The organism is Flavobacterium sp. CFBP9031 (assembly GCF_034044945.1).
GTDB lineage: Bacteria > Bacteroidota > Bacteroidia > Flavobacteriales > Flavobacteriaceae > Flavobacterium.
Genome location: NZ_JAXCWF010000003.1, coordinates 37,092 through 62,809 on the forward strand (window position 1 = coordinate 37,092; position 25,718 = coordinate 62,809).

The window sequence follows — 25,718 nt, forward strand, 5'->3', positions numbered from 1 at the left end:
AAAAAAAGCGCCTCAATGAGACGCTTTGAATAATAATTTAGTCAAACTATGCATTTGATGCCTCTACTTTTATAGCGTCATCATTCAGCATGCTTTTCAGCATATTTTCGATACCGCTTTTTAAAGTAAATGTAGATGAAGGACAACCACTGCAAGCACCTTGCAATAATACTTTTACTGTCTTGTCTTCTTCATTATAAGATTCAAAAGCAATGTTTCCACCATCAGCAGCTACAGCTGGTTTTACATACTCTTCTAAGATATTGATGATTTGCTGTGAAGTAACATCCAATTTATCAAAAGCTTCATCTTTTGTTGCTTCATTTTTGACTTTAGTTTCGATTAAACTTTCGTCTAAAACCGTTCCTCCGTTTTCAATAAATTGTTTAATGAAAGTTCTTAATTCTAAAGTGATTTCATCCCAATTATTGATTTCATATTTGGTTACCGAAATATAATTTTCGTCAATAAAAATTTCTTTCACATAAGGAAATTTAAATAATTCCTGAGCTAATGGAGAAGAAGCAGTCTGGTCAATATTTTTATATTCTACAGCATTGCGAGTTAACATTCTGCTTACAACAAATTTTAATGCAGAAGGGTTTGGAGTTGTTTCTCCGTAAACTGTAATAGGCTGTTTTTTTGCTTTTGTTTCGTCAATTTTAATGATAACGCCACCTTTGTCCACAAAAGCACTAATTTGTTCAGCAACCGCATCTTTTACGTCGTCCCAATCTACAATGCTATATCTTTCGATAGCGATAAAATTTCCTGAGATATAAACTGTTTTAACAAACGGTAAATAGAATAATTGCTGTGCTAGAGGAGAAGCTTGCGCTTCATCAATATTTTTGAACTCAAAGTTTTGATTTTGAGTAATGAAATCATCAAATTCGAACTTTAAAATAGTTGGATTTTGGGTTTCTTTTATAGTGATTTTAGTCATGGTAATATATTTTTTGCAAATTTACTAAAGTTATTTTCTACTAATGGCTATATTTGATTTTTTAATGAAATAATTAAGACTCTTTTCAAATAAATCGTGTTAAATTGCAAGAGTGAAAATTATCCGAAAACAAAATTGTCTTTATGGAATTTAAAATCAAGGTTTTATTAATTTTTCTCATTACTACTTTTTATTCTTACTCTCAAGAGGGACTACCTGTTTATTCGGATTATTTGTCTGATAATTATTACTTAATTCACCCTTCTATGGCCGGCGCGGCTAACTGTGCCAAAATAAGATTAACGGCCAGAAAGCAATGGTTTGGAGAAGAAGATGCTCCATCTTTACAGACTTTAAGTTTTAACGGAAGAGTTGGAGAACGTTCTGGAGCTGGTATAATTCTTTTTAATGATAAAAACGGATATCATTCTCAAAAAGGTGTGAAATTGACTTACGCACACCATATTATGTTTTCAAGAGATGAATTAGATTTGAATCAGTTGTCTTTTGGAATTAGCGGAGGTTTAATACAAAGCCAATTGGACGAAACAAAATTTGGAGGAACTTTTGATCCAATTGTTTTTGGGTCAATTCAGAAAGATTCTTATTTCAATCTTGACGTTGGAGCGTCTTATAATTATTTAGATTTCTATGCCCACGCAACAGTTCAAGGATTGTTAGAAACTAGAAGAGAATTATATACTGATTATGAATCGGATAATCTTAGAAAGTTTTTATTGAGCGCTGGTTATGTATTTGGAAAAAATAGCAGTTGGACTTGGGAGCCTTCTTTTCTTTTTCAGCTATTTGATCAGACAAAAGCAAAAACGCTTGATTTGAATATGAAAGCCTACAAAAACATGGATTTTGGAAGTCTATGGGCGGCTTTATCTTATAGAAGAGGTTTTGATGGCGCGCAATATATTTCGGGAACTGGAGTGTCGTCTCAAAAATTACAATACTTTACACCGATTGTTGGAGTTAATTTCAAGAACTTTATGTTTGCTTACACCTATACTCAGTTAATGGGAGATGTTAAGTTTGATACAGGCGGTTTTCATCAAATTACTTTAGGAGTTAATTTATTCTGCAGAAAAGCACGTTACGACTGTAATTGTCCTGCGGTTAACTAAAATTATTATTATGCTTATTAAATCTGTAAACGGAAAATCACCTCTTATTCCAGAGGATTGTTATGTTGCCGAAAATGCGACTATTGTAGGAGATGTTACTTTTGGAGAATCTTGCAGTGTTTGGTTTAATGCTGTTGTGAGAGGAGATGTTCATTTCATTAAAATCGGAAACAAGGTTAACATTCAGGATGGTGCCGTAATTCACTGCACTTATCAAAAACACCCAACAATTATAGGAAATAACGTTTCAATTGGGCACAATGCAATTGTGCACGGCTGTACTATTCATGATAATGTTTTAATCGGAATGGGAGCAATTGTAATGGATAACTGTGTGGTAGAAAGCAATGCTATTGTCGCTGCTGGCGCCGTTGTAACTCAGAATACTGTTGTAACCTCTGGAAGTATTTATGCTGGAGTTCCTGCCAAAAAAGTAAAAGACATCGATCAATCTGATTTTGCAGGCGAAATAGGGCGTATTTCAAACAATTACGTGATGTATTCTAGTTGGTTCAAAGAAGAAAAATAAAAATAATAAAATCCCAAAATAGAAATTGCTTCGCCCGTTCGCTATCGCTCGGGTCCAAATTCCAAAAAGATCAGACTTTTGGAATTTGGAATTTTTATTATTGGAATTTCAGAAAATTATAGGTTGATTTTTTCGAAGAAACTATTTTTATAGCTTTCGCTAATTGGAATTCTTTTATCACTTATTAAAACCTTGTTTTTCTGAATCGATTTTACGTGTTTGATATTGATAATATACGATCTGTGAATTCTTGAAAAACCTTTGCTTGAAAGTAGATTCTCAAGTTTGATCAAACTAATTAATGTCAGTGTAAATTTATTATCTGTTGTATAAATTTTGACATAATCTTTTAGGCCTTCAATAAAAAGAATGTCAGCAAAATTCAATTTTACATTTTCATATTCGGCCCTAACAAACATAAAGTCCTGCTCAATTTCGGGTGCATTATTGTTTTCAGCAATTGCAGTATTGGTTACAGGTTGCAAGACTTGTTGTGCTCTTACGACTGCTTTCAAAAATCGATGAAATGGAATTGGCTTCACTAAATAATCAACAGCGCCAAGATTAAAACCTTCTACAGCATAATCAGAATAAGCAGTTGTAAAAATAACAAGAGGTTTTTTTTCAATTGTATTTAAAAAATCAATTCCAGAAAAATGAGGCATCTGAATGTCTAGGAAAACCAAATCAATATTATTCTGGTTGATAAATGAAACAGCATCAATAGCATTATTGAAAGTGCTTACCAGCTCTAGAGCATCTACTTTTTTGACAAAATCCTGCAATAAGTCTACAGCTAAAGGTTCGTCATCAATAATTACACATTTCATCTTTTTCGGGATTAATTTTTTAAAGTTTATTTCGCAGTCAAAAGTAGTTTGAAACCAGTAAATTAAGTTTTAAAATTTTCATAAAATACTGGTTTTTACAAATCAAAATTATGCGTTAACAGTTATAGTTTTAGTCAATGTGAAACCATCTGTCAAATTACCCGTTATAGTAGCTAACTCGTCGGATAAGCTATCAGCAAAAACATTGTCTTTTGTATTTGCAGTATCTGCTTGCCCGTGTGCGATATAATTGGTACTTGAATATACTTCACTTGAAATGGTTTCAGGAAAAGCAATTTGTGTTACCAATAAAGAAGTTCCTGTGCTTGATAGAACTTCTACATGCACATGTGGTGCTCTTCCTTGGTACCAACCAGGATAAATTGAAATAAAAGAAACTTCTCCGCTAGCATTAGAAGTTTGTCTACCTCTAAGGAAATGGACAGAAGTATAATCTGTCTGCTGCATTTGCGTGCCGCCGTATTCAGAATAATTTCCGTCTTTGTCGCAATGCCAAACATCTACTAAAGCTCCCGAAAGAGGTTCGCAATTGTTGCTTTTATTTTCGATTTTTAAATTAATCAATAGCGCAATTCCAACACGATCAGATTTGATGTTTTCTAAAACCAGCTGACTTGGCGTTTTGATAGGGAATGGACCTTTTGTTTCTGAAGGAGAAACGGCACAGCTTCCGTCTCCAGAATTGCTCGTGTCAGTTTCGTCATTGTCGCTTTTAGAACAAGACTCTAAAAATTTTGAAGCTGTTGCCAATGATGCAATGCCCAAAATACCATTTCGGATAAATTTCTTTCTGTCCATAATCAGTTTTGTTTAATGTATTGCGGTTTTAATTTCGTCCAACTTTAAATTCAAATGAACTCGGTAATATTCATTATCCTGAGTAATGGTTAGTTCGTGTGCGTTAGGATATAAAAGATCAAGACGGCTTTGAATATTTACCAATCCGATTCCTGAGTTTTCAGGATCTTTTACGTAATTCTCAATGGTGTTTTCAATCCAGAAATCCAGATTATGATCTGTAATTAGAATCTTAATTTTTACATGAGCTGCGCCTTTATAATCTGTTCCATACTTAAAGGCATTTTCAACAAAAGAAATCAGTAACAAAGGCTCAATAAATTTATTTTTAGTATCGCCATGTACGTTGATAACAATGTCTTCGATATTATTTAATCGTAGCTTTTGTAACTCTATGTAATTCTGGATATAATTGACTTCTTTTTCTAAAGCCACCGTTTTGTTATCTGTCTCATACAGCATGTAGCGCATCAGTTCAGACAAGGTCACGATGGCATCAGGGACCAAATCAGATTTTTTGTGTGCCAAAGAATAAATACTGTTTAAAGAATTGAATAAAAAATGCGGATTGGTTTGTTTGCGCAGATAAATCAATTCTGTATTTGTTCTATGTGTTTCGGCAATCAGTTTATTTTGCTGATTATTATAAAATTCAGTTAATGTTCTAATGATTGCTGAAATGGTAATGATCAGGATGTAGAAAAATGAAGGAGCAATCTTAAAAAAAAACGGCTGTCTCATTTCTACTCTGTGATGCATTCGACCGTCTCTCGGAAAAAAATGGGGGTCACGAATAACGGTCTTAGCATACATTGCATTTTCAGGTCTTAAATGTCTAAATTCAGGAACAAAATAATTAAATCTTATTACCATAAATAGTACAATCAGGCCAACAACAAATATACCATACAGCCAATATTTTTTTTGCAACAGATAATTGGGAACCAAATAAAAATAGTTCAGATAAAACAATAAAATTCCAGAAAGCCATTGGGCGTAAAAATCGCTGTCGAGTTTAAATGGACTTTCGTAAAATTGAATCAAAGAAGTTAAAATAAAGAAAATCCATATCATAGAATGGAACAATATTTTGTTATAGCCTGTATTTTTAATGGTATCGATCTGCATTTACAATTTTATTTTTAATAAAATTAATTCATTTTTGGTTACCGTTGGAGATAAGTTTTGTTTGAGTTTCTGCTTAACAAGATCTGCAACTTTTAGAGCATCTGTTTCTGTTTCAAAACTTTTAGTGTCGCTTATTACGGGAATAACAGACTGTTTAATTAAAACTTTTTCCTTGTAGGCAATGGTGTATCCCCAACCAGAGTTTGTTTTAAAAGAAGCCGTTGTTAAAGTTTCTTTTTTCGCACAAGCGATGAAAAATAGAATAGCAAAAACTACAAAACTCTTCTGGATGTTACTCCAGAAGAATTGTTTAATATTAATTATCATCGTCGCTTTGTTCGTCTAATGGGCTAAACTCCCATGCATCATCAAAATAAGTAGAGCCAACTCTTCCTAACATATAGAACCCACGGTTGTTGATGGCAAAACCAACAGCATCTGTTCTTGTAGCGCCTTCCATTGGAGTTCTTTCTGTCCATAAATCAGTTGACGGATTGTACTCCCAAACTGTTTTTATGTTTTCACCACCTATAATGTATCCTAATCCATTCATAGAAAAGCTTGAAGCATTAGAACGTACAATAGCATAATCATCATTGTAGCTGTAATCGTCATCTGTATCTTTGTCAACGTCTCTTTTTCTGGTCCAGACATCTGTCGCTGGATCAAATTCCCAGAAATCCTCCTGATAAACTCCATTATTTACACCAGTAACTAAATATGCTTTGTCTGCAATTGTAAAGACCGTTGCATTTCGTCTTTTGTTGCCGCTAAAACCATTTACCAGAGTCCACGTATTTGCCTGATCATCGTATTGATAGAAATCTTTCAAATAGTTTCCGTCGTAACCTGTTCCAAAATAGGCTTTACCGCCAACTTGAAAACCTACGGCGGCATAACGCGCTGTTCCTGCAAAATCTGTTTTTTGTGTCCAGCTATTTGCAGAAGGATCATATTGGTAAAAGTCTTTCAGTTTGTTCGTTCCATCATAACCAAGACCAACATAACCTTTCTCATTTAATGCAAAACTAGACGCAGAACTTCTTCCTACGCCTCCAAAATCTGCTTTTTGCTCCCAGTAATCTCCGTTTGAGTTATAAACCCATAAATCTTTTAAATAAACATCGCCAGTATAGCCACCAACTACATAAGCATAATCTCCGATAACGAAACTTGTAGCACTAGATCTTGCAGGACCGTCAAAAGCTGATTTTTTAATCCAGTTACCCATCAAATCATCATCATCATTATCATTGCTGCAGCTTATCAAAAAGAGGCTTGAAAAAAGCGCGGTGAATAAAATTCCTTTTTTTAGATTAATCATAGTGTATTTAATATTTATTGTTTGTATTTGATCCCTATTCCTAAAACGTAACCATTTCCGCTATTGTAGTCATATACTTTATGGTCACTGTTATCTAGTAAATTGTATTTTTTATTGAAATCGTAACCAGCTTTAAAATTTAAAAACCAATTGCCAGTAACATTTCTTTCATATTCTAGAGCAGATGTCATTTGCGATAAAACTGCTTTTTCGGCATTATTATCTGTATTTGTTTCGTTCAAATGATAAAAATTTCCATTAAAACTATTCGTCAGACTGAATTGGTTTCGATCATTATTAGAATAAGAAATTCTCGAATCTGGGAATCCAATTTTAAAATCGGTTTGCTCATTCATTTTATAATCAAAAAACACAATCGGCGTTATTTTTGGTGCTCCAAAAATCGATGTTCTGCCAGCTCCGACAATTAAATTTATTTTTGAAGTCAACTGCTGGCTTATTGTCAAACTTCCTAGAACTGTCAGGTCTGAAAAATCCAGTTTACTTTGGAAATTTGCTGTCGGAATTACAGAAAGTTGCCATTTAGTTTTTTCGGCTATTTCAGACGAATATTCGAATTTGTTTTGAACTTGATTGAATTTATCCTCATCCGCATAAAAATTATAGGGATTGAATTCGTAATTCACCTTCAAATTAGAATATTCTAACGTGTTCGCTATTTTGCTTTTTGTTCCTAGTTTCTTCTGATAAAAAACAGCAACATCTGTTTCGCTAAAATTTATCTTTTCTGTTGGCTCAGTTTTAAAATTTACCGTAGCGCTAAAGTTTTCCTGAGCTTTTAAACCTAAAAACGAAATCAAAAAAAGAGAACAAACTAAAAACCTTACTTTCATTATTTATTTTATTGGTTCAAAATTAGATGGATGGAGCCCTTAAAAAAAAGAAGATATATATATGACGTGTTTTGATAGACAAAATCGCTGTTTTTAAGGTCGAATTAGAATTTGAGAATAGAATTCAGATTATAGATCGTTTTGCGCAATTTGTAGCTTAAAAAAGCGCGATAGTATATGTTATAGTGTGTTGCCAAAGTGCACAATTTATATTTGCCCAAAAATTAAATTATGCACAAGTTTATATTGATACTGCTTTTTGTATTTACCCTATTTTCATGTGGTACAGATACAGATACTGGAGAATTTACTGTTGGTTCAGATTATCTTGCTTTAAGCAATAAAGTAATTATGATAGATACTGTGACAGTAGAAATGTCAACAATCAATTTTGACTCTCTGGTAACTTCGGCTAAAAACAGAATCTTGGTTGGAAATTATGATGATCCTATTTTTGGGAAAGTCAAATCAAACAGCTATTTTCAGATTTCAAGCAATATTTATACGTTAAATAGTGCAGGCTCTGATACTGACGCTGTAAATTATGTTTTCGATTCTATTTCGATGATTCTTAAATACGATAAGTATTATTATGGAGATACTACAAAAGTTCAAACATTTGATATTCATCGTTTGCTTCAAAAAATTAAGGCCAATACTGGCGAGAGTGATTTATACAACAATTCGGCATTTAATTATAGTTCTGAAAGCTTGGGAAAGATATCCTTTATGCCAAGACCAACACAAAAGGACTCTATAAATATTAAAATGAATGATGAGTTTGGAGAAGCTCTCTTTCAGAAAGTAAAAAAGAAAGAAGTTACAGATTTAGATAGTTTTACCGAATATTTAAAAGGACTTGTTTTGGTTCCAGACACATCGAATTCTTCTAGTGTAATCGGATTTAGTGGGGGAAACAGTAAAATTCGATTGTATTATTCAAAGTATAAAGGAGATGCAGATCAAGCCTCTTATTATCTCGATTTTACAATTATTGACAATACAAAACAGTTCAATTCTATTTCTCTGGATAAAACGGGAACCATACTGCAAAATCTTCCCGTTTCTAGCAGTAATCTCTCCAGTAAGTTAACCAATAATCAAGGATTTATTCAGTCAGGAACAGGAGTTGCTTGCAGAGTTGAATTTCCGAATATTAAGCAGTTTAAAAATATCTCGACCAACGGAGCTATTGTAAATGCCGAATTGGTCGTTAAACCAATCAATAATTCTTATTCAGATAAATATCCGTTGGCAGATTCTTTGGCGGTTTATGTTGGAGATAATCTGAATCGAATAAGCGGGACATTGGTGAATTCTGCTGGAACCACTGTATATGGAATATTGAATAAAAAGAGTGACGAGTTTAATGAAAATTTAGGCTATACAATTCCGATTGGTGCTTTTCTTCAAAAAGAAATGCTTAAGCAAGCCGATTCTAGATCATCGCTTATTCTGACATTACCTTCGATTTCTAAATCGGTTAATCGAATTGTTTTAGGAAATCAAAAACATGTCGACAACAAAATTCAGCTCAAAATTTATTACATCTCTTATTAAATGAAAAATAAAATTGTTTTATGGAGTTGCTTCCTTTTAATGTCGCTGTCTTCGTTTTCTCAAAGTATCTCAAGTTCTCCATACTCACTTTATGGTGTTGGAAGCTTGTATGATTCAGATTTTGGTAATTTGCCTTCAATTGGTGGTTCTGGAATTGCTTTGCCTTCAGATACTTTTATCAATAATCTAAATCCGGCATCTTTAGGATTTATGTATCAGAATCACTTTCTTTTTGATATTGGAGGGAAAGCCATTGCGACAACTTATCAGAGCAGTACTCGTACAGAAAAGCGAAATAATTTTCAATTTTCTCATTTGGCTTTTGCTTTTCCAGTTACTAAAAATTCTGGTTTTAGTTTAGCACTTCGTCCTTATTCTAGTTCGGTGTTTAAGATTTCAAATTTAAAACTCCCAATTGCCGATAGCCAGGAATATTATTATGTGACGGCGCAGGGATCTGGAGGTTTGAACAATTTGGATTTTTCATACGGATATAGATTTGGAAAAAAATTAACATTGGGAGCAACAGGAACGTTTCTTTTTGGAAACACAGTAGACGATCGTGCTTTTTTGATTTCGAATGCCATTACGACCATACATAAAAAAACAGATTATAATGGCGTACGCGCAACATTAGGAGGGCAATTCAAAATAGATTCCACTTTTACAATCGGGACGACAGTTAAAGTTCCGTCAAGAATAAAAGCGTCCAAAGTACAGTCGGTAGCAAGTATTGCAGATGAAGTGGAGACTGCTGTAGAAACCAATGTAGCTACAGATACAGACGATTATTACATGCCTTTAGAGTTAGGTTTTGGAGTTAGTAAACGATTTAAAAATAATTTGAATCTAACTTTAGATTATGAGAAGAGTTTCTGGGATAGCACAAAGCAATCTGAACTTTATGGAGAATTTGTAAATCAAGACCGTTTTGCACTAGGAATTTCCTATAATGCTAAAAAGAATATTAGGAAATATTGGGATAGAGTAGGGTATTCTGCAGGTATAAATTTTGACAATGGTTATCTTGAAGTTGATAAACATCGTGTCAATAATGCATCTGTTTCTATTGGATTAAACTTGCCTATCGAAAATACATTTTCGTCACTTAACATTTCGTATTCTTATGGGCAGAAAGGCCGAATTGCAAATGATTTAATAAAAGAAAATTACCATAAAATATCAATCAATTTGTCGCTGGACGGAATTTGGTTCGTCAAGCGAAAGTTTGAATAATGATTTAAAAGTCTTTTTTGATTACGGGATATTTATATTCTAAAATTGACTCCAAAACTTTTGGGTTTGAGTTGACATAAAATATAGGATCATGATCTGCACTTTCAGAAAAACCGACTTTATCACGTAGCAGATTTTTAGTCTGACGCGCAACAGCTTCTCCTGAATCTATTATTTTAATATGATCTGGGAGAATTTTTTTTATCTGAGGAATTAGATAAGGGTAATGGCTGCATCCTAAAACCAAATAATCAATATTAGCTTCAATCATAGGTCGTAGATAAGATTCTAATAATTGAGTCATTTCTGGCGAATACAAATTGCCATCTTCAATAAGCTGTACAAGTCCGTGACCTACTTGCTCAATGATTTTAGTGTTCTGAAACATCTCAGCAGTTTTATTAAACAATTCGCTGTTGAGAGTTCCTTTTGTAGCTAGAATTCCAATTACCTGTGTTTGAGAATTGTTTGCAGCAGGTTTAATAGCGGGCTCAATTCCAACAAACGGAACATCATAATCTGCACGAAGTTCAAATATAGCATTTGTAGTTGCAGTGTTACATGCTACAACAATTAGTTTACAATTATTCTCTAGTAGAAATTCTACGTTTTTTTTGCTTAATGCAACAATCTCTTCTTTGGTTCTTTGCCCATAAGGAGCATTTTTATTGTCAGCCAAATAAATGGTTTTTTCGTTTGGAAGAAGATCATGAATAGCGCTCCAAATGGAAGTTCCGCCAATACCAGAATCAAAAACGCCTATAGGATTATTGTTTATCATAAAGCAAATTTAATATTTTTTACTATAATTCGTTATTCTAAGTTAAGTCAAATCTTGAAATAATTTCAAAGATTACTTTTAAATTTTTGCAAAAAAAAACTGCTCAATTACAAAATTGAGCAGTTTAATTATAGAGATTTAATTTCTTAGAATCCTAAATCTTTTTTCACGTCAGCAGTGATGTTTGGACCATCAGCTAATAATAAAGTAGAACCGTCTAAAACATATTGGAAACCTTTAGCTTTTCCTACTTTTTGAATAGAAGTTCTAACTTTTTCCATTAATGGTTTTACGATGTCAGTTTCTTTTTGTTGTAATTCTTTTTGAGCATTGTCTCTGTAATCAACAATTCTCTTTTGCATATCTTGAACCTCTTTAGAACGCTCACCGTTTACAGCATCAGTTACAGTTGCAGCTTCAGCTTCGTACTTTTTGATTTTTACTTGATATTCGTCAACCATTTTTTTGTATTCAGCATCATATGTACCACTTAATTTTTGCAGTTGATTTTGAGCATCTAGCATAGCAGGCATTTTCGACATGATCTCGCTTACATCAACATGAGCTACCTTCGCTTGCGCGTTCATTGTGTTACTTGCTCCCAAAATAAGAATTGCAGCAATTAGTAAAGTTTTGATTTGTTTCATCATTTTTAAAATATTAATTAATTATTGGTCGTATTTGTTTTTTGCGATTCGGCTTCTTTTGCTTTTTTAGCCGCTTCTCTTTCTTCTAAAATTTTCTTTCTTCTTTCTTCCAATTCTTTTTTACGTTGTTCGTAAAGTAATTGTCTTTCTTCTGCTTTTGTCATTCCAGACTGTTCAGCTGAAGGTGTCTCTCCGTTGGCATCAGGCGTTGCTGTTTTTGCAGTCGAGTTTGTATTAACAGCACCACTCGTTGCAGCAGGAGTGGCTATTGTTGTAGCTGTTCCAGAAACCGTGCCATTTTTTTTCGCATCTCTCTCTTCTTGCAGGGCTTTTCTTCTGTCGTCGTATTCTTTTCTCTTAGCCTCTTGCTCTAGTTTTCTATCTTGAATAAGCTTTTCTCTAGCAGCTCTTTTCTCGTCAAGTGCTTTTTGGCGATCAGCCATTGCTGGATTTTCGTCAATTGCATTCTCAAGATTTTCTTTAACTTCTTGCTCTTTCAATTGTTTCTTTGTTAGCTGCTCACGTTTTTCAGTACGGTTTAAGATTCTTAAAACCTGATCGCTAATATCAAATCTTTTATTACTAAAAAGCATTGTAAGATCTGATGATTTGTCAAAAACAAAATCGTAATTTTTTGCTTCTGCGATATCTTGTACAGCAGTAAAAACCTGATCCTGTATAGGCTTTGCTAAAGCCGCTTTTTGTCTCATTAGATTTCCATCAGAACCAAATTGTTTCTGCTGATAATCCATCATTTCTTGTTCAAGAAACTTAATTTCGGTTTCTCTTTCTTCTATTAATTCTTTTGTAAGTAAAGCTTTTTCTGTCTTTAAGCTTTCTTTCAAATTATTTATATTTAATTTTTTGGCCTCTACCTCTTGTTTCCACTTTTGAGCTTTTTGCTCTAATTGTGATTTAGCTTCTTTATAATCGGAAACATTTTCTAAAATATATTCCATGTCGATGTAGCCAATTCGAGTAGTCTTACCTTGTGCCTGACTTGTATTTGCTACAATCAAGGCTAAAAATATAAATAAAAATTGTTTTCTCATAACATAACTTTATTTGATGATTTTTAACCAAACGTTATTTCTTTAAAATTGTTGTCCAATGATAAAGTGTGTTTCCCAACCATTAGCTTTTGTTTGTCCTGGAAGAGCGTCAAACCCGTAACCAAAGTCAATACCCAATAATCCAAATGCAGGCATGAATACACGTAAACCAGCACCAGCAGAACGATTTAAGTCGAATGGGTTATAATCTTTAAACGTTGGGTATGATGAACCTGCTTCTAAGAACGTTAATGCAAAAATAGAAGCCGATGCTTTTAATGTAATTGGGTAACGTAATTCCATAGAGAATTTGTTGTAAATCGTTGCTCCAATTGCATCACCATTTGCATTTACCGGAGTTAAAGAGTTATTTGGATAACCTCTCAACTGAATAGTCTCTCTACCATCCATTGAGTAGTTTGCCATACCGTCACCTCCTAAGTAAAAACGCTCAAACGGAATCACACCTCTTTCTTGGTTATAAGCCCCTAAGAAACCAAATTCAGTAAGTGTTCTTAATACTAATTTTCCATAGACTTTAGTATACCAGTCTCCTTTAAATTTAATTTTATAGTATTCTAACCAGTTGTATTTTTTCTGATCGACTTTTGCTACATCTGTATCAGCACTTGCAAAATCAGATCCAACACTTACATAACCAGATGTTCCATTTATAGTTTCTGTTTTAACATAGTCGCCAGTGTTAAGTGGTTTTCCGTCTATACCGCTTCCTGATGTTCCTGTATATTGTGTTTTGTATTCCTTTTCATTTTGTAAATTACCATAATCAACACCGTTAAATAATGAATATGGAGGCGTAACTTTAGCACTAATACTAAATTCAGAACCATAAGTAGGAAATATTGGGTTTACCCCTTTATTGCTTCTTGAAAGTCCAATTGTATAAGCTAAGTTTCTTGATGCACCATTACCAAAAGTAAACAAACCTGTATTATAATTATTCAAGTCATAGTGCTGATAACTTACAGATTGTGATAATACGAAGTAGTCATCTGGCACAGTTAACCTTTTTGCTAACCCAACTTGGATTGTAAAAATATTAAAACTTTTGCTTTTATCAACAGTTCTAGTGATGTAATTGTTAAGAAATTGCTTACTGTATGAAATAGATGAACTAAACTGTACTGGTTTCTTTCCTCCAAACCATGGCTCTGAGAAAGATAAACTATAGGTTTGGAAATAGGTACTTCCTTGTAAACGAAGCGCAACTTTTTGTCCGTCTCCCATTGGTAAAGGCTTATAAGCTTCTTTGTCAAAGATCTTTCGCGCCGAGAAGTTGTTAAACGAAAGCCCCAATGTACCAATGAAACCTCCACCGCCATAACCTCCTTGAAGTTCGACCTGGCTAGATCCTTTTTCTACTACATTGTACTCAATATCTACAGTTCCTGCTCCAGCATCTACGTTTTTAAACTTAGGGTCAATTGCCTCAGGATCAAAGAAACCTAATTGTCCAATCTCACGAATGGTTCTAACTAATTGTTCTTTACTATATTTTTCACCTGGTTTTGTTCTTAACTCACGGTAAATAACGTGGTCGTTTGTTTTGTCGTTTCCAACAACAGTAATTTTATTGAAATAAGCGATAGGACCTTCTGTAACTCTAATCTCAAAATCAATAGTGTCATTAACCGTTTTTACCTCTACAGCATTGATGTTAGAGAATAAATAACCATTGTTTTGGTATAGATTCGTAATGTCTTCTGCGTCTGGTTTAGTCTTATCTGCAATTCTTTTTTCTAGTAAAACTCCATTATAAGTTTCTCCTTTTTTGATTCCTAAATAACGGCTTAGAAGCTGATCTGAATAAACAGTATTTCCTAAGAATTTGATGTTTCCAAAGTAATATTTGTTTCCTTCTTCTACATTAATCTTAATTGCAAGAGTATTTTTTTGCTTGCTGTATTGAACAGAATCGTAGATAATACGGGCATCACGATATCCTTTTTCTTTGTAGGCAGCAATTACTTTTTCTAAGTCAGTTTTATATTTCTCTGGAATAAATTTAGATGCTTTAAATACACGAATGAAATTTTTCTGTTTCGTGTCTTTCATTGCGGCGCGCAATTGATTGTCAGTAAGCTGTTTATTGCCTATGAAATCAATGCTGCTAATTTTAACTTTGTCTCCTTTATCTATTCTAACAAGCATATTAACTTGATGTCCATTAATAGTGTCAGGAGTGTTTGTTATAGTAACTTTCGTATTATAAAAACCTTCTTTTTTGTATTTGTTTTCGATGTAATTTTTGGTCGTAGTAATTAAGTTTTCGTTGACAATTTTATTCTTTGTCAGGTTATTATCTTTAATTAATCCTTCGATTTTGCTTTTCTTAACACCAACGATTTTAACTTCGTTTAATTTAGGAAGCTCCACAATATCTAGGTCTAAATAGATACTGTCGTTTTCTACTTTGTTAACATAGAAAGCGATTTCGTCAAAAAGTCCTAGTTTACCTAATTTTTTAATTGCGCTACTGATTTCTTCTCCAGGCACAGTAATTTCTTGACCTTTTTGAAGTCCTGAAAAGGTTACAACAGTTTGCTCATTGAAGCTTATTTTACCAACAACAGAAACTTTAGCTAGAATATATTTTTTTCCTTGATCAAAAGGAACTCTTTCTTGTGCTTTGACTTGTGAAAAACTACCCAGTAATAAAAGGGCACAGATTATTTGTGGTATTCTTTTTTGTAACACTAAAAAATTATTTAATTTGTTCACTGGTTTTTCCAAATCTACGTTCTCTTTTTTGATAACTAATAATAGCCTCATATAAATCTTGGTCTTTAAAGTCTGGCCACAAGACATTAGTAAAATATAATTCTGCATAGGCAATCTGCCACAGTAAAAAATTACTTATTCTATGTTCTCCACTTGTTCGTATTAATAAATCTACGTCTGGTAAATTTTGCGTGTAAAGATGCTCATTTATAATTGAATCGTCAATAGTGTCTATTGAAATTATATTATTTTTAACTTTATCACTAATTGACTTTATGGCATTTACTAATTCTTCTCTAGAGCCGTAGCTTAAAGCAAGAGTAAGAGTTAAGCGAGTATTGTTTTTCGTTTTTTCCATAACATCCAAAAGTTCTTTTTGGGCTGTTTTGGGTAATTTGTCAAGATTTCCGATTGCGTTGAGACGAATATTGTTTTCTTGAAGCGTAACAAGCTCTTTCTTTAATGAATTGATCAATATTTTCATCAATGCCTGAACTTCCAATTTAGGACGATTCCAATTTTCTGTAGAAAAAGCGTATAAGGTTAAATATTCAATACCAAGCTTAGCTGAAGTTTTGATTATTTCTTTTACAGATTTTGTACCGTTTTCGTGGCCAAATGCGCGCAAAAAACCTTGTTGTTTTGCCCATCGTCCGTTACCGTCCATAATAATGGCCAGATGCTTAGGTAAGTTTTTGTGATCTATTGATTCTAGTAAATTCATTTTTTAGTATGCGCAATAGCATGGTTTCTTTCCAAAGGTATACGTTAATGTCATACCTGAAAAAATATACCAGTCATTATTATTTAAATTTCCAAATTTCATGATATTTGGACTGCTTGTATTAGGATTACTTCCGTCAAGATTATCTGTAAAGGTGTAGCGCGCACCAACTTCAGCGGCTAAAACAAAACGTGGTGATATATTTGATTTTATACCTAATATAATAGGTATAGCAACCGAGCTTTGATTTTTTAGCTCGTATACGGTGTTTGGACTTGAAGTATATCGGTATAAATTATTGTAGAAAAAGTAATTTAGACCAGTAAATACATAAGGTGTTATTTTGGTGTGATAATCGTGAAGATTAAAATCAAAAAAATTGAATTCTAAACCAGCAGAAAGCTCTTTTATATCATTGTCAAAACGATAGCCTCTCTGATTTCTTCCAGTTTCATCAGATTTATAATCATTTCCACTAATGTTTGATTGTGTATAAGAGAATCTCCAGGCATGTCTCGGACTTCTGTTCCATTTGTAAAGAACTCCAAAAGCTAGCTTTTCTGGGGCTATGTAAGTTGTTTTTCCAATATCACCTACAAAGTTGCTTCCGCCAAGAAAAACACCAAGCTCATTGATTTGAGCATTAAGTGTAATAAAGGGGAAAAAACATAACAATAAATTAAAAATTTTCTTCATTTAATTCAAAATTGCGTGCAAATATAATAATTATCAATACGAATCAAAGTTCCTTTGGTTAAATGTGCTTTTTTTTCAATTTACGATATGATTTAGAGCCATTTAATGATGATTCACTACATGCAGAACGAGAAAATGTGGTATTATCGTATAGTGAAGAATCAGAAAAGAGTTTAATTTCTTTTATCTTCTCCCCAGAGCAGTTTGTTTCTTAAGGTCTTTAAGAAAGTCTCGCCTGGTATTTCAACCATTTTAATTTTGTAATCTGTTTTTTTAATCTTTAAAATAGACTCGTTTTTTACAGAAGAAATTCTCGAGTCTAAAGAAACCAAATATTGGTCTTCTCTTCCTGTTACTCGAAGTGTAATTTCGGTATCGTCTGGAATAACAAGCGGTCTGGCAGTTAAATTGTGAGGGGCAATTGGCGTAATTACTAAACTTTTTACATCTGGAGTTAAAATGGGTCCGCCGCAGCTTAGAGAATATCCAGTAGAACCAGTTGGTGTAGAAATGATTAATCCGTCGGCCCAATAAGAGTTTAAATATTCGTTGTTCAAATAAGTTTCTACTGTAATCATCGAGGTTGTATCTTTTCTACTCACTGTAACTTCGTTCATAGCGAAATTAAGTTCTTTAAAGGCTTCATTAAAAGGTTCGCATGTAATTCCTAATAAAGTTCTTTCAGAAGTGGTGTAGTTTTGATCTATTACATATTCCAATAAACTCTCGATATTTTCTTTCTGAACTTTAGCAAGAAATCCTAAACGTCCAGCATTTATACCTAATAAAGGAACACCAGAATTACGAACAAAAGCAGCGGCTCTTAAAATCGTTCCATCACCTCCAATACTAATCAGCATTTCGAAACTATTGTCTAAAGCAGTACTTGGCGAAAAAGTTTTGTATTCTTTTTTTACAAGCTGTTTTTCATAAAGCATATTCAGGAAGTTTTCTTCAATTACCATTTCGACATTATTGGTATTGAAGAATGAGAAAATGTCTTTTATGATAGGTTCAGTGCTATTCTGATAGTATTGTCCGTAAATGGCTATTTTCATTCTTTGTAAATTAGATAATTTGTCAATGTGTCAATTAGATAATTTGGAAAAATGCGAAAATTATCTAATTAACTAATTCTCCCATTGGCACATTCATAATTTATATGTTGAGATATTTGTCTAAATAATCTGATCGCTCTTTTAAGCTGTTAATATAGTTGTCCTCTTGATGTTCTGAAATAATTTCGTATCCATATCTTCTATACGTCTGGATAATTTCATTGATTGCTCCTAAGCCTATTTTTACCGTAATCTGAACATTTTCGGTATCAGCTTCAGAAACAAAACAGCCTAAAATCTTACCATTATTGCTTTCTACAATTTGCGTTACTTCGCTCATAGAATAATCCAAAAGTCCTTTCTGAACAATAATAATTGCACCTGGCTCTTTTAAAAACGGAGTTTCCTGAAAAAACTTCATGATATCTTCCATTTCATAGTAGCCTATGTAAGTATTGTTTTCGTCAAGAATAGGGAGAATATTGGTATGATTTTTTGCGAAAACTTCTAGAACATCTAACCAAATCATAGATTTTCGCGCAAAAAAACGTTCCAAAGTATATTTGTAATCAATTGCTTTTTTATCAATGTCAAATGTTTCAACATCATCAGAAGAGATGCTTCCGATAAAAATACCATCTTCTAAAATCGGAAAATGAGAAAAATTTACATCGATAAAAAAGTCCTGAATCGAAGCAATCGTTTCCTGACTGTCAATCGCTCTGAAATCGTTTGTGATATAGTTTGTAATTTCTGTCATAAATCAATTGAGGATATTTGATGCAAAATAATCAAAAAATACCGAAAACCGCTCTGTTTTACTTTGTATTTTTGTCGTAACAAATATAAGATTACTAGAATTAATATCTATTTATATGACAAAATTAAGTGTAAATATCAATAAAATAGCAACGCTTCGAAATGCTCGAGGCGGAAATGTTCCAGATTTATTAAAAGTAGCTGCAGATATTCAGCGATTTGGAGGGCAAGGAATCACCATTCATCCGCGTCCAGATGAGCGTCATATTCGTTATCAGGATGCACGCGATTTAAAAGCAGTTGTTATTACAGAATATAATATTGAAGGAAATCCACAGCATAATTTTATTGATTTGGTTTTAGAATGCAAACCAGATCAGGTAACCTTAGTTCCAGATGCAATTGGAGCAATAACATCATCTGCAGGCTGGGATACCATCAAGAATCAAGAATATTTAACAGAGGTCATTGGCGAGTTTCAAAGAAACGGAATTAGAACTTCGATTTTTGTTGATCCAATTCTAGAAATGATTGAAGGCGCTAAAAAAACAGGAACGGATAGAATAGAATTATACACAGAATCTTTTGCACATCAATATAGCTTAGGAAACGAAAAAGGAATTGATCCTTACACAAAAGCGGCAGTATTGGCAAACGAATTAGGTTTAGGAATCAATGCTGGACATGATTTAAGTTTAGACAATATCAAATTTTTCAAAGAAAATATTCCAGGTTTATTAGAAGTTTCTATAGGCCACGCTTTAATTTCAGAGGCACTTTATCTTGGATTGGATAATACCGTAAATATGTATCTGAATAAATTGAAATAAACTTTCTACTTAAAACAATTATAACCTGATACATTTGGGTTATAATTGTTTATTTTCGCACTTTTCTTATTAAAACGAAGTGCCAAAATCTATTATTTTCTTTCTCTTGTTTTCCTTTTCTGGCCTCTTTGCACAGACCGTAAAGATATCTGGAAATATAAAATCTTCTGACAGCCAAAATCTTGTTGGCGCAAATCTTTTTTTAGAAGTAAATAAAAAACAATGGAATGTTGCTACTGATGTTTTAGGGAATTTTTCAGAACACATTTCTTCTGGCAGACTTGTTATAAAAGTCGATCACTCTGATTTTATCTTAAAAACTATTGAGTTCGATATTCTAAAAGATACCGTAATTGCTATAGTCTTAGAAAAAGATATTTCTCAGTTAAAAGAGGTTATCGTTTCAAGTGATAAAAAAAATCAAATTAAAAATTTATCTGGCGGAAGGTTATCTTTTAACTTGAAAGAATTAAACGGTGTTCCAACACTTTTGGGAACAACAGATGTGATCAAACTTTTGCAGTTAACGCCTGGAGTACAAAACTCAGGAGACGCAAATGGTTATTTGTATGTTCGTGGTGGCGATCCGGGCCATAATGCGATTTTATATAATGAAACTCCAATTTATGGAATGTCGCATTTATTAGGGATATTTCCTTTTTACAATACAGATCATATTAAAGATGTTGAATTTGACAAATCGAGTTCGAATGCAAAATATGGCGGACGTTTGAGTTCTACAACACTTTTAAATGCCAGTAAAAAACTTCCTTCTGAGTTTTCGATTCAAGGGAATGCTGGAATTCTGGCATCGCAGGTAACTTTAGCAGTTCCTGTAAATGACAAAACCGGATTCTACATTTCTGGAAGAAAAACCTATATTGATGAAGTCGTTGGACCGTTGCTAAAATCTGATTCGAAGAATGATGTTCAGGATATGAAATATGGTTTTTCGGATGCCAATATTACTTTTTTGTCTCAAGTCTCAGAAAAGAATTCATTTTCTTTAAATGCTTTTTACAGCGCTGATAAACTCAAAATAAAAGATAAAAATTTTGCGCTTGACACCGATTTAAAATGGAGTAATTTTATAGTATCACCATCTTTAACGACCACATTTTCGTCTAAAGTAAGTATGTCTAATACGGTTTATTTTAGTCAATATTTGAATGACTTAAATATGGAGCAGGCAACAATTCAGTTTGGAGTTTCTTCTTATGTAAAGGACTTAGGATTTGCAAATTCAGTAAGATTTTCAATCCATAATGTTCCGTTTGAATCTGGATTGCAATATGTTTATCATGACTTGCAACCTCAAAAAATAAATGTCGAAAATCTGGCAACAATTGACAATTATTCTCAAAGAAAAATTGATGCCAACGAAGCCGCAATTTTTGTGAGCGCCAAACCTAAATTATTGGAGAATTTAATAGCCGAGTTAGGACTTAGAATAAACTATTATATTTCGGGATCTGATTCGTATCTGCATTTTCAACCGCGAGTGGTACTGAATTATTATGCAAGCGAAAAGTATTCGTTTTATGCTTCTTACAATAAACAATATCAATATTTAAGTTTGATCACAACTTCGAGTGTTGGTATTCCTACTGATTTTTGGATTGCGAGTTCTGACGGAATTAAACCGCAGTCTTCTAATGAGTTTTCTATTGGATCGAATCAAAATATAAGCAGAAATTTTTCTTCTTCTTTTGGAGGGTTTTATCGTTCGATGAAAAATCTACTCGAATATCCTTATGGAATAACTCAGTTTAATGAAATTACAACTTTAAAGAACGATTTGTATGTTGGAGAAGGTAAGGCGTACGGATTTGAAATGATGTTGAAAAAAAGCAATGGAAAATTTACAGGCTGGTTAAGCTATACTTTGAGTTGGTCTGAAAGAAACTTTGATGAATTGAATAATGGCAACACGTATTTTGCAAAATATGACAGACGACATAATCTTTCAGTAGTTGGAATGTATGATTTAAATACAAAATGGAATTTTGGAATAACTCAAATATTTGGTTCTGGAAATAGATTTACAATGCCAACCTCGTGGTATTTTATAAATAATAATCCTGTAAAAGAATATTCGGGATATAATAATGCTCAAATGCCAAATTATATCAGAACAGATCTTTCAGTTAATTATTATTTTATAAAAACCTCTAAGAAAGAAAGTGCTTTAAACTTTTCGATTTACAATACACTTAATGTTTCTAATCCTATATATGTTGTTTTGGATGTCGAAGTAAACGAAAACAAAGACAAAGTTGTGGTAAAGCAAGATGAGAAAGTTTTATATAGAATTCTTCCTTCGATAAGTTGGAGATTTAAATTTTAAAATGAGATGAAAAAATATCTATTGTTTCTTTTGGGTTTATTAACAGTAAGCTGTTCTAATGATAATTTTAGTGAGCAGAAAAACATAGAATCTAAAATAGTGGTAGAAAGCTGGATTGAAGAAGGAGATTATGCAAATGTTTTGTTGTCTAGCAGTATTCCGGTAACAGATGGCATTGATTCTACAAACGTTTTAAATCATGTGATTCGATCTGCAAAAATTACAATTTCTGACGGAGAGCATTCAGAAGTTTTAAGAGTAAAAAACGATAAAAACCGTATTCCTCCATTCGTATATTTTGGTTCAACTCTAATGGGGCAAGCAGGGAAAGAATACACGATGAAAATTGAATATTTAAACCGTGTTATTGAAGCAACTACCACAATTCCAAAATCGGTACAGCTTAAAAGTGCAGAATACATAAAAAAGAATGCAACAGATACAACAGGATATGTTTTTGTGAAATTTGATGATCCAGTGTCTGAAAAAAATTATTACCAAATTGCAACAAAAGTGGAAGGAGAAGAACCGATTTTTGTTCCCTCTTTTTATGGTAATTTAGATGATAAAAATTTCAAAAGTTCTGCCATTGAAATGCAGATCAACAGAGGAATTTTATTGTTTCCTAAAACTAAATTCACACCGAATTTTACTGATGGAGATTTGATTCATGTAAAGTTACGAACTCAAACTAAAGAATCTTTAGACTTCTGGAATAGTTGGCAAAACGAAATTGTGAATGCCAAAAATCCAATTTATCCGTCGAATACAAGTTTAAAATCGAATATAAAAGGAGGAATAGGTATTTGGGCAGGATATGGGCAAAGTAATATTATTCTTCAAACTTCTTCTAAAAAACAAAGCCGATTTGAGTAATTCAAATCGGCTTCATTTTTATTAAAAAGGTTTATTTGCTTTTTGTTTGAAAAGCGCTTGTGAAATCTGTAAATTTAGTATGAAGTGAATTAAATATTTCAGAGAAATAAACATCCATCGCAGCTTCTGTAGTATCATTGAACTTTAAATAAACTACTTCATCAAGATAAGGTTGTGCAAATAGTTCGCCATTAGGGCTCCATGTCCAATATTTTCCTTGAGCATTCCAAACAGGTAAACTAACAAGATAATCGTCTCCAACTTTTTCAGAACGCAAAACGATATCAGCGATTTTAGTACCGTCTTTTTTAGAAACTAAAGACAATTTCGTGTTTTTGTTAAAGCTAGCTGCTTTTCCTTCAGATATTTTTTTCTCATAGGCATTCAAAGCTGTGTAATAAGCTTTATAGTCACTTTTAGGATTTTCACCGTCAGGAGATGCAGGGCGAGTATTGTTTTTGTATAAAGCTTCTTTATCGGCAGCGTCAGCAGCTAAATCTGTATTACCAATAACAATAAAGTTATCCATTATTGAAAACAGCGTATTTGCTTTTCCTTTGTATTGGCTTAATTCTACATTTTCGATCAATTTATCGATATCAGCACTACTTGTAACATTAAAGTTAATTAAGCTTTTTCCGTTGTAAGTAAACAATGCTTTAGAAGTAGTTTCTGTACCTTTCTTACCGCTCATTTCCCAAGTATAACCGTCATTTAAGGCTAATTTGTAGCTGTAATCTTCTGGCGATTTGTTTTGGCTTGAGTATTTTGCATTTGAAGTAAAAGTAGCAGCTTGTGCACCATTAATAGTTAAAAGAGCCTCTACAGTTGATGGTAAGTAAAACCAATCTTGTACAGAAGGAGTAATAGGTCCGTATTGCTGCGTTTCTGAATTGTAGCCCCAGTCAGCATAAGTGTCAACATTTGAAAATTTAATGCTTGAAGAAGTGCTTTTAGATGTTAATACAGCATTGTTTGTAGTTTGTCCTTCTTTTGCAGGAAAAACGAATTTCAATTCTGTAGTCGAAGCCGTTTTAGTCCATGTTTTTTTAGCATCATCCCAAGTATATGTACCATATACGCCCGAAATGTTTAAAACTTCTTCTACACCATTTTGACTTTTTCCGTCAAAAAGATCAATATGTTTAAGGCTAAACAAACGGCCTAAGTTTTTAATAGCTTCGATTGCTCCAGAGGTTTTGCTTTTGTCCAATTGAACAAGCATTTCATTAGCTTCAGCTTCAAATTTTGTTTTTTGCTGTGCAGGAGTAAGGTTTGAATACGGCTGTTTTAATAAAGCAGCAATTTGCTCTTCTATGGTTAGCTCTACTTCTGGTTTTGGGTCTGGTTTTACTTCTGGAATTACTTCGTCGCTGTTGTCGCTAGAACATGAAATCATAAGTTGCGAAGCAATCAATGATAATAAAAGTAGTTTTTTGATCATGATTTGTGTTTAAATTAAAATGAAATTTTAGATTTTATTTTGGAGCGCAAGGTAGCAGATTAAATTCTCTAAACATTACGGGAAACCGTAAGTATGTAAAGTTTTTTTTATTAATATCAGGATCTGAAAATGTTTTATAGGTATATCTGTTATCATCGTAATGGATAAGTTTTTTTACATTTGTAAATAGAATTTTTATAAGCAAATTAAATGTTATACTCAAAAATAGAAGGCGAAGGAAAACCATTTGTCATCATGCACGGATTTCTAGGAATGTCTGATAACTGGAAAACTCTTGCGGGGCAATATGTAGAAGCCGGATTTCAGGTTCATATTTTAGATTTAAGAAACCACGGGCGCAGTTTTCATTCAAACGAATGGAGTTACGAAGCAATGGTTCAAGATGTATACGAATACTGTCAAGCAAATAATCTAACGCGAATTGATATTCTTGGACATTCTATGGGAGGAAAAGTAGCAATGCTTTTCGCAACAACACACCCAGAGATTGTCGATAAATTGATTGTGGCAGATATTGGTCCGAGATTCTACAAACAGCACCATCAGGAGATTTTGGCAGGATTAAATGCGGTTGATTTTTCGGTAAAACCAAGCCGAAATGATGTTGAGGAAATTGTGTCTCAATACGTTCCAGATTTTGGAACACGTCAGTTTTTGTTGAAAAATTTATATTGGAAGGAACCTGGACAATTGGCTTTTAGATTTAATCTTGAAGCTTTTAATAATAATCTGGATGCCATTGGAAAGCCTTTGGCAGACGATTTAGTTTTTAATAACCCGACATTATTTATTCGTGGAGGAAACTCTGGATACATTCAAGATGAAGATTTGGACGGAATCCGTAAGCATTTTCCAAATTTAAAACTAGAAACCATCCCAAATGCTGGACATTGGCTGCATGCTGAAAATCCGAAAATGTTTTTTGAATTGACAACGGAGTTTTTGAAAGAGTAGTTATTTTTTGATGAAAAATTAGTACTTTTAAATAAATTTTAAACCTGAATAACTATGAAATTATTACTTAGACTTCTTGTTACAGCTGCCTTAGTTTTATTATTGTCTAACATTTTAACTGGAGTCCATGTTGCTAGTTTTGGTACGGCCGTAATTGTTGCAGTAGTTTTAGGATTGCTAAATATCTTCATTAAACCAATTTTGGTATTGCTAACTCTGCCGGTAACGTTTGTTACACTTGGTTTATTTTTATTAGTTATAAATGCTTTGATTATTTTGCTTTGTACAAAAATTGTTGGCGGTTTTGTAGTCGATACTTTCTGGACAGCATTAATATTCAGCATTATTTTGTCTATCCTTCAATCTCTTACTTATAAAATATTGGGAGACGATAAATAAAACAATTGAGCAGATTAAAACTGCTTCAA

At 33.0% G+C, this 25,718-nt stretch carries 25 protein-coding genes; 9 read left to right on the top strand and 16 right to left on the bottom strand.

Translation table 11 applies throughout. The annotated features are described in order from the left end of the window. Positions 1 to 46 precede the first annotated feature (46 nt). The gene (locus SOM12_RS05825) at positions 47 to 946 is read right to left on the bottom strand and encodes a NifU family protein (RefSeq protein ID WP_095927894.1); all 900 of its coding nucleotides are present in this window, start codon (positions 944 to 946) and stop codon (positions 47 to 49) included. 143 nt (positions 947 to 1,089) lie between these two features. On the opposite strand from SOM12_RS05825, the gene SOM12_RS05830 reads away from it, so the two are divergent. Next, positions 1,090 to 2,079 (top strand): PorP/SprF family type IX secretion system membrane protein, encoded by a 990-nt coding sequence (locus tag SOM12_RS05830; RefSeq protein ID WP_095927893.1) that lies wholly within the window; start codon positions 1,090 to 1,092, stop codon positions 2,077 to 2,079. Positions 2,080 to 2,089: 10 nt separating this feature from the next. Then, the gene (locus SOM12_RS05835; RefSeq protein WP_095927892.1) at positions 2,090 to 2,608 is read left to right on the top strand and encodes a gamma carbonic anhydrase family protein; all 519 of its coding nucleotides are present in this window, start codon (positions 2,090 to 2,092) and stop codon (positions 2,606 to 2,608) included. 116 nt (positions 2,609 to 2,724) lie between these two features. On the opposite strand, the gene SOM12_RS05840 is transcribed toward SOM12_RS05835, so the two are convergent. The 6 genes from SOM12_RS05840 to SOM12_RS05865 form a co-directional block, all read right to left on the bottom strand. Beyond that, positions 2,725 to 3,438 (bottom strand): LytR/AlgR family response regulator transcription factor, encoded by a 714-nt coding sequence (locus SOM12_RS05840; protein ID WP_095927891.1) that lies wholly within the window; start codon positions 3,436 to 3,438, stop codon positions 2,725 to 2,727. A gap of 108 nt (positions 3,439 to 3,546) precedes the next feature. Then, entirely contained in the window at positions 3,547 to 4,257 is a 711-nt protein-coding gene (locus SOM12_RS05845) for an intradiol ring-cleavage dioxygenase (RefSeq protein WP_095927890.1), read from the bottom strand. Between the two features lie 12 nt (positions 4,258 to 4,269). After that, positions 4,270 to 5,385: a sensor histidine kinase gene (locus SOM12_RS05850; RefSeq protein WP_095927889.1), complete on the bottom strand. Its 1,116-nt coding sequence runs from the start codon at positions 5,383 to 5,385 to the stop codon at positions 4,270 to 4,272. Further along, positions 5,386 to 5,712, bottom strand: a complete 327-nt coding sequence (locus tag SOM12_RS05855; RefSeq protein WP_095927888.1) for a DUF4907 domain-containing protein — start codon at positions 5,710 to 5,712, stop codon at positions 5,386 to 5,388. Then, positions 5,702 to 6,709, bottom strand: coding sequence for a Kelch repeat-containing protein (locus tag SOM12_RS05860; protein WP_095927887.1), 1,008 nt, complete (start codon positions 6,707 to 6,709; stop codon positions 5,702 to 5,704). Before SOM12_RS05860 ends, SOM12_RS05855 begins: the two co-directional genes overlap by 11 nt. Before the next feature lie 14 nt (positions 6,710 to 6,723). Beyond that, the gene (locus tag SOM12_RS05865) at positions 6,724 to 7,563 is read right to left on the bottom strand and encodes a DUF6268 family outer membrane beta-barrel protein (RefSeq protein ID WP_320492733.1); all 840 of its coding nucleotides are present in this window, start codon (positions 7,561 to 7,563) and stop codon (positions 6,724 to 6,726) included. 231 nt (positions 7,564 to 7,794) lie between these two features. On the opposite strand from SOM12_RS05865, the gene SOM12_RS05870 reads away from it, so the two are divergent. Both SOM12_RS05870 and SOM12_RS05875 read left to right on the top strand, forming a co-directional pair. Continuing rightward, positions 7,795 to 9,123, top strand: a complete 1,329-nt coding sequence (locus tag SOM12_RS05870) for a DUF4270 family protein (RefSeq protein WP_320492735.1) — start codon at positions 7,795 to 7,797, stop codon at positions 9,121 to 9,123. Next, on the top strand, positions 9,124 to 10,359 hold the full coding sequence (locus SOM12_RS05875) for an aromatic hydrocarbon degradation protein (RefSeq protein ID WP_320492736.1): 1,236 nt from the start codon (positions 9,124 to 9,126) through the stop codon (positions 10,357 to 10,359). Positions 10,360 to 10,363: 4 nt separating this feature from the next. On the opposite strand, the gene murI is transcribed toward SOM12_RS05875, so the two are convergent. The 8 genes from murI to SOM12_RS05915 all read right to left on the bottom strand — a co-directional run bounded on the left by murI (position 10,364) and on the right by SOM12_RS05915 (position 18,819). Beyond that, complete coding sequence (gene murI, locus SOM12_RS05880) at positions 10,364 to 11,140, bottom strand: glutamate racemase (protein ID WP_320492737.1); 777 nt, start codon at positions 11,138 to 11,140, stop codon at positions 10,364 to 10,366. A 146-nt stretch (positions 11,141 to 11,286) separates the two neighbouring features. Beyond that, positions 11,287 to 11,790 carry an OmpH family outer membrane protein gene (locus tag SOM12_RS05885; RefSeq protein WP_172426837.1) on the bottom strand — a complete coding sequence of 168 codons (504 nt, stop codon included), beginning with the start codon at positions 11,788 to 11,790 and terminating at the stop codon, positions 11,287 to 11,289. A 14-nt stretch (positions 11,791 to 11,804) separates the two neighbouring features. Further along, positions 11,805 to 12,839: an OmpH family outer membrane protein gene (locus tag SOM12_RS05890; RefSeq protein WP_320492738.1), complete on the bottom strand. Its 1,035-nt coding sequence runs from the start codon at positions 12,837 to 12,839 to the stop codon at positions 11,805 to 11,807. 42 nt (positions 12,840 to 12,881) lie between these two features. Continuing rightward, positions 12,882 to 15,632 carry a BamA/OMP85 family outer membrane protein gene (locus SOM12_RS05895; RefSeq protein ID WP_095927881.1) on the bottom strand — a complete coding sequence of 917 codons (2,751 nt, stop codon included), beginning with the start codon at positions 15,630 to 15,632 and terminating at the stop codon, positions 12,882 to 12,884. Continuing rightward, positions 15,565 to 16,305 (bottom strand): isoprenyl transferase, encoded by a 741-nt coding sequence (locus tag SOM12_RS05900; RefSeq protein WP_320492739.1) that lies wholly within the window; start codon positions 16,303 to 16,305, stop codon positions 15,565 to 15,567. Before SOM12_RS05900 ends, SOM12_RS05895 begins: the two co-directional genes overlap by 68 nt. Before the next feature lie 3 nt (positions 16,306 to 16,308). Beyond that, positions 16,309 to 17,001, bottom strand: a complete 693-nt coding sequence (locus SOM12_RS05905) for a DUF6089 family protein (protein WP_320492740.1) — start codon at positions 16,999 to 17,001, stop codon at positions 16,309 to 16,311. 173 nt (positions 17,002 to 17,174) lie between these two features. Beyond that, a complete protein-coding gene (locus SOM12_RS05910) occupies positions 17,175 to 18,059 on the bottom strand; it encodes an NAD kinase (protein WP_320492741.1) in 885 nt (294 codons plus the stop codon). A 100-nt stretch (positions 18,060 to 18,159) separates the two neighbouring features. After that, a complete protein-coding gene (locus SOM12_RS05915) occupies positions 18,160 to 18,819 on the bottom strand; it encodes a CBS domain-containing protein (protein ID WP_250834099.1) in 660 nt (219 codons plus the stop codon). 115 nt (positions 18,820 to 18,934) lie between these two features. On the opposite strand from SOM12_RS05915, the gene SOM12_RS05920 reads away from it, so the two are divergent. The 3 genes from SOM12_RS05920 to SOM12_RS05930 all read left to right on the top strand — a co-directional run bounded on the left by SOM12_RS05920 (position 18,935) and on the right by SOM12_RS05930 (position 22,871). After that, entirely contained in the window at positions 18,935 to 19,648 is a 714-nt protein-coding gene (locus tag SOM12_RS05920) for a pyridoxine 5'-phosphate synthase (RefSeq protein WP_320492742.1), read from the top strand. A 79-nt stretch (positions 19,649 to 19,727) separates the two neighbouring features. Further along, positions 19,728 to 21,995, top strand: a complete 2,268-nt coding sequence (locus SOM12_RS05925) for a TonB-dependent receptor plug domain-containing protein (RefSeq protein ID WP_320492743.1) — start codon at positions 19,728 to 19,730, stop codon at positions 21,993 to 21,995. Between the two features lie 6 nt (positions 21,996 to 22,001). Further along, complete coding sequence (locus SOM12_RS05930) at positions 22,002 to 22,871, top strand: DUF4249 domain-containing protein (RefSeq protein WP_320492744.1); 870 nt, start codon at positions 22,002 to 22,004, stop codon at positions 22,869 to 22,871. 31 nt (positions 22,872 to 22,902) lie between these two features. Here SOM12_RS05930 and SOM12_RS05935 read toward each other — a convergent pair whose 3' ends face one another. Beyond that, positions 22,903 to 24,315, bottom strand: a complete 1,413-nt coding sequence (locus tag SOM12_RS05935) for a hypothetical protein (protein WP_320492745.1) — start codon at positions 24,313 to 24,315, stop codon at positions 22,903 to 22,905. Between the two features lie 210 nt (positions 24,316 to 24,525). On the opposite strand from SOM12_RS05935, the gene SOM12_RS05940 reads away from it, so the two are divergent. Further along, the gene (locus SOM12_RS05940) at positions 24,526 to 25,290 is read left to right on the top strand and encodes an alpha/beta fold hydrolase (RefSeq protein WP_320492746.1); all 765 of its coding nucleotides are present in this window, start codon (positions 24,526 to 24,528) and stop codon (positions 25,288 to 25,290) included. A 54-nt stretch (positions 25,291 to 25,344) separates the two neighbouring features. After that, positions 25,345 to 25,689 carry a phage holin family protein gene (locus SOM12_RS05945; RefSeq protein ID WP_095927871.1) on the top strand — a complete coding sequence of 115 codons (345 nt, stop codon included), beginning with the start codon at positions 25,345 to 25,347 and terminating at the stop codon, positions 25,687 to 25,689. Positions 25,690 to 25,718 lie beyond the last annotated feature (29 nt).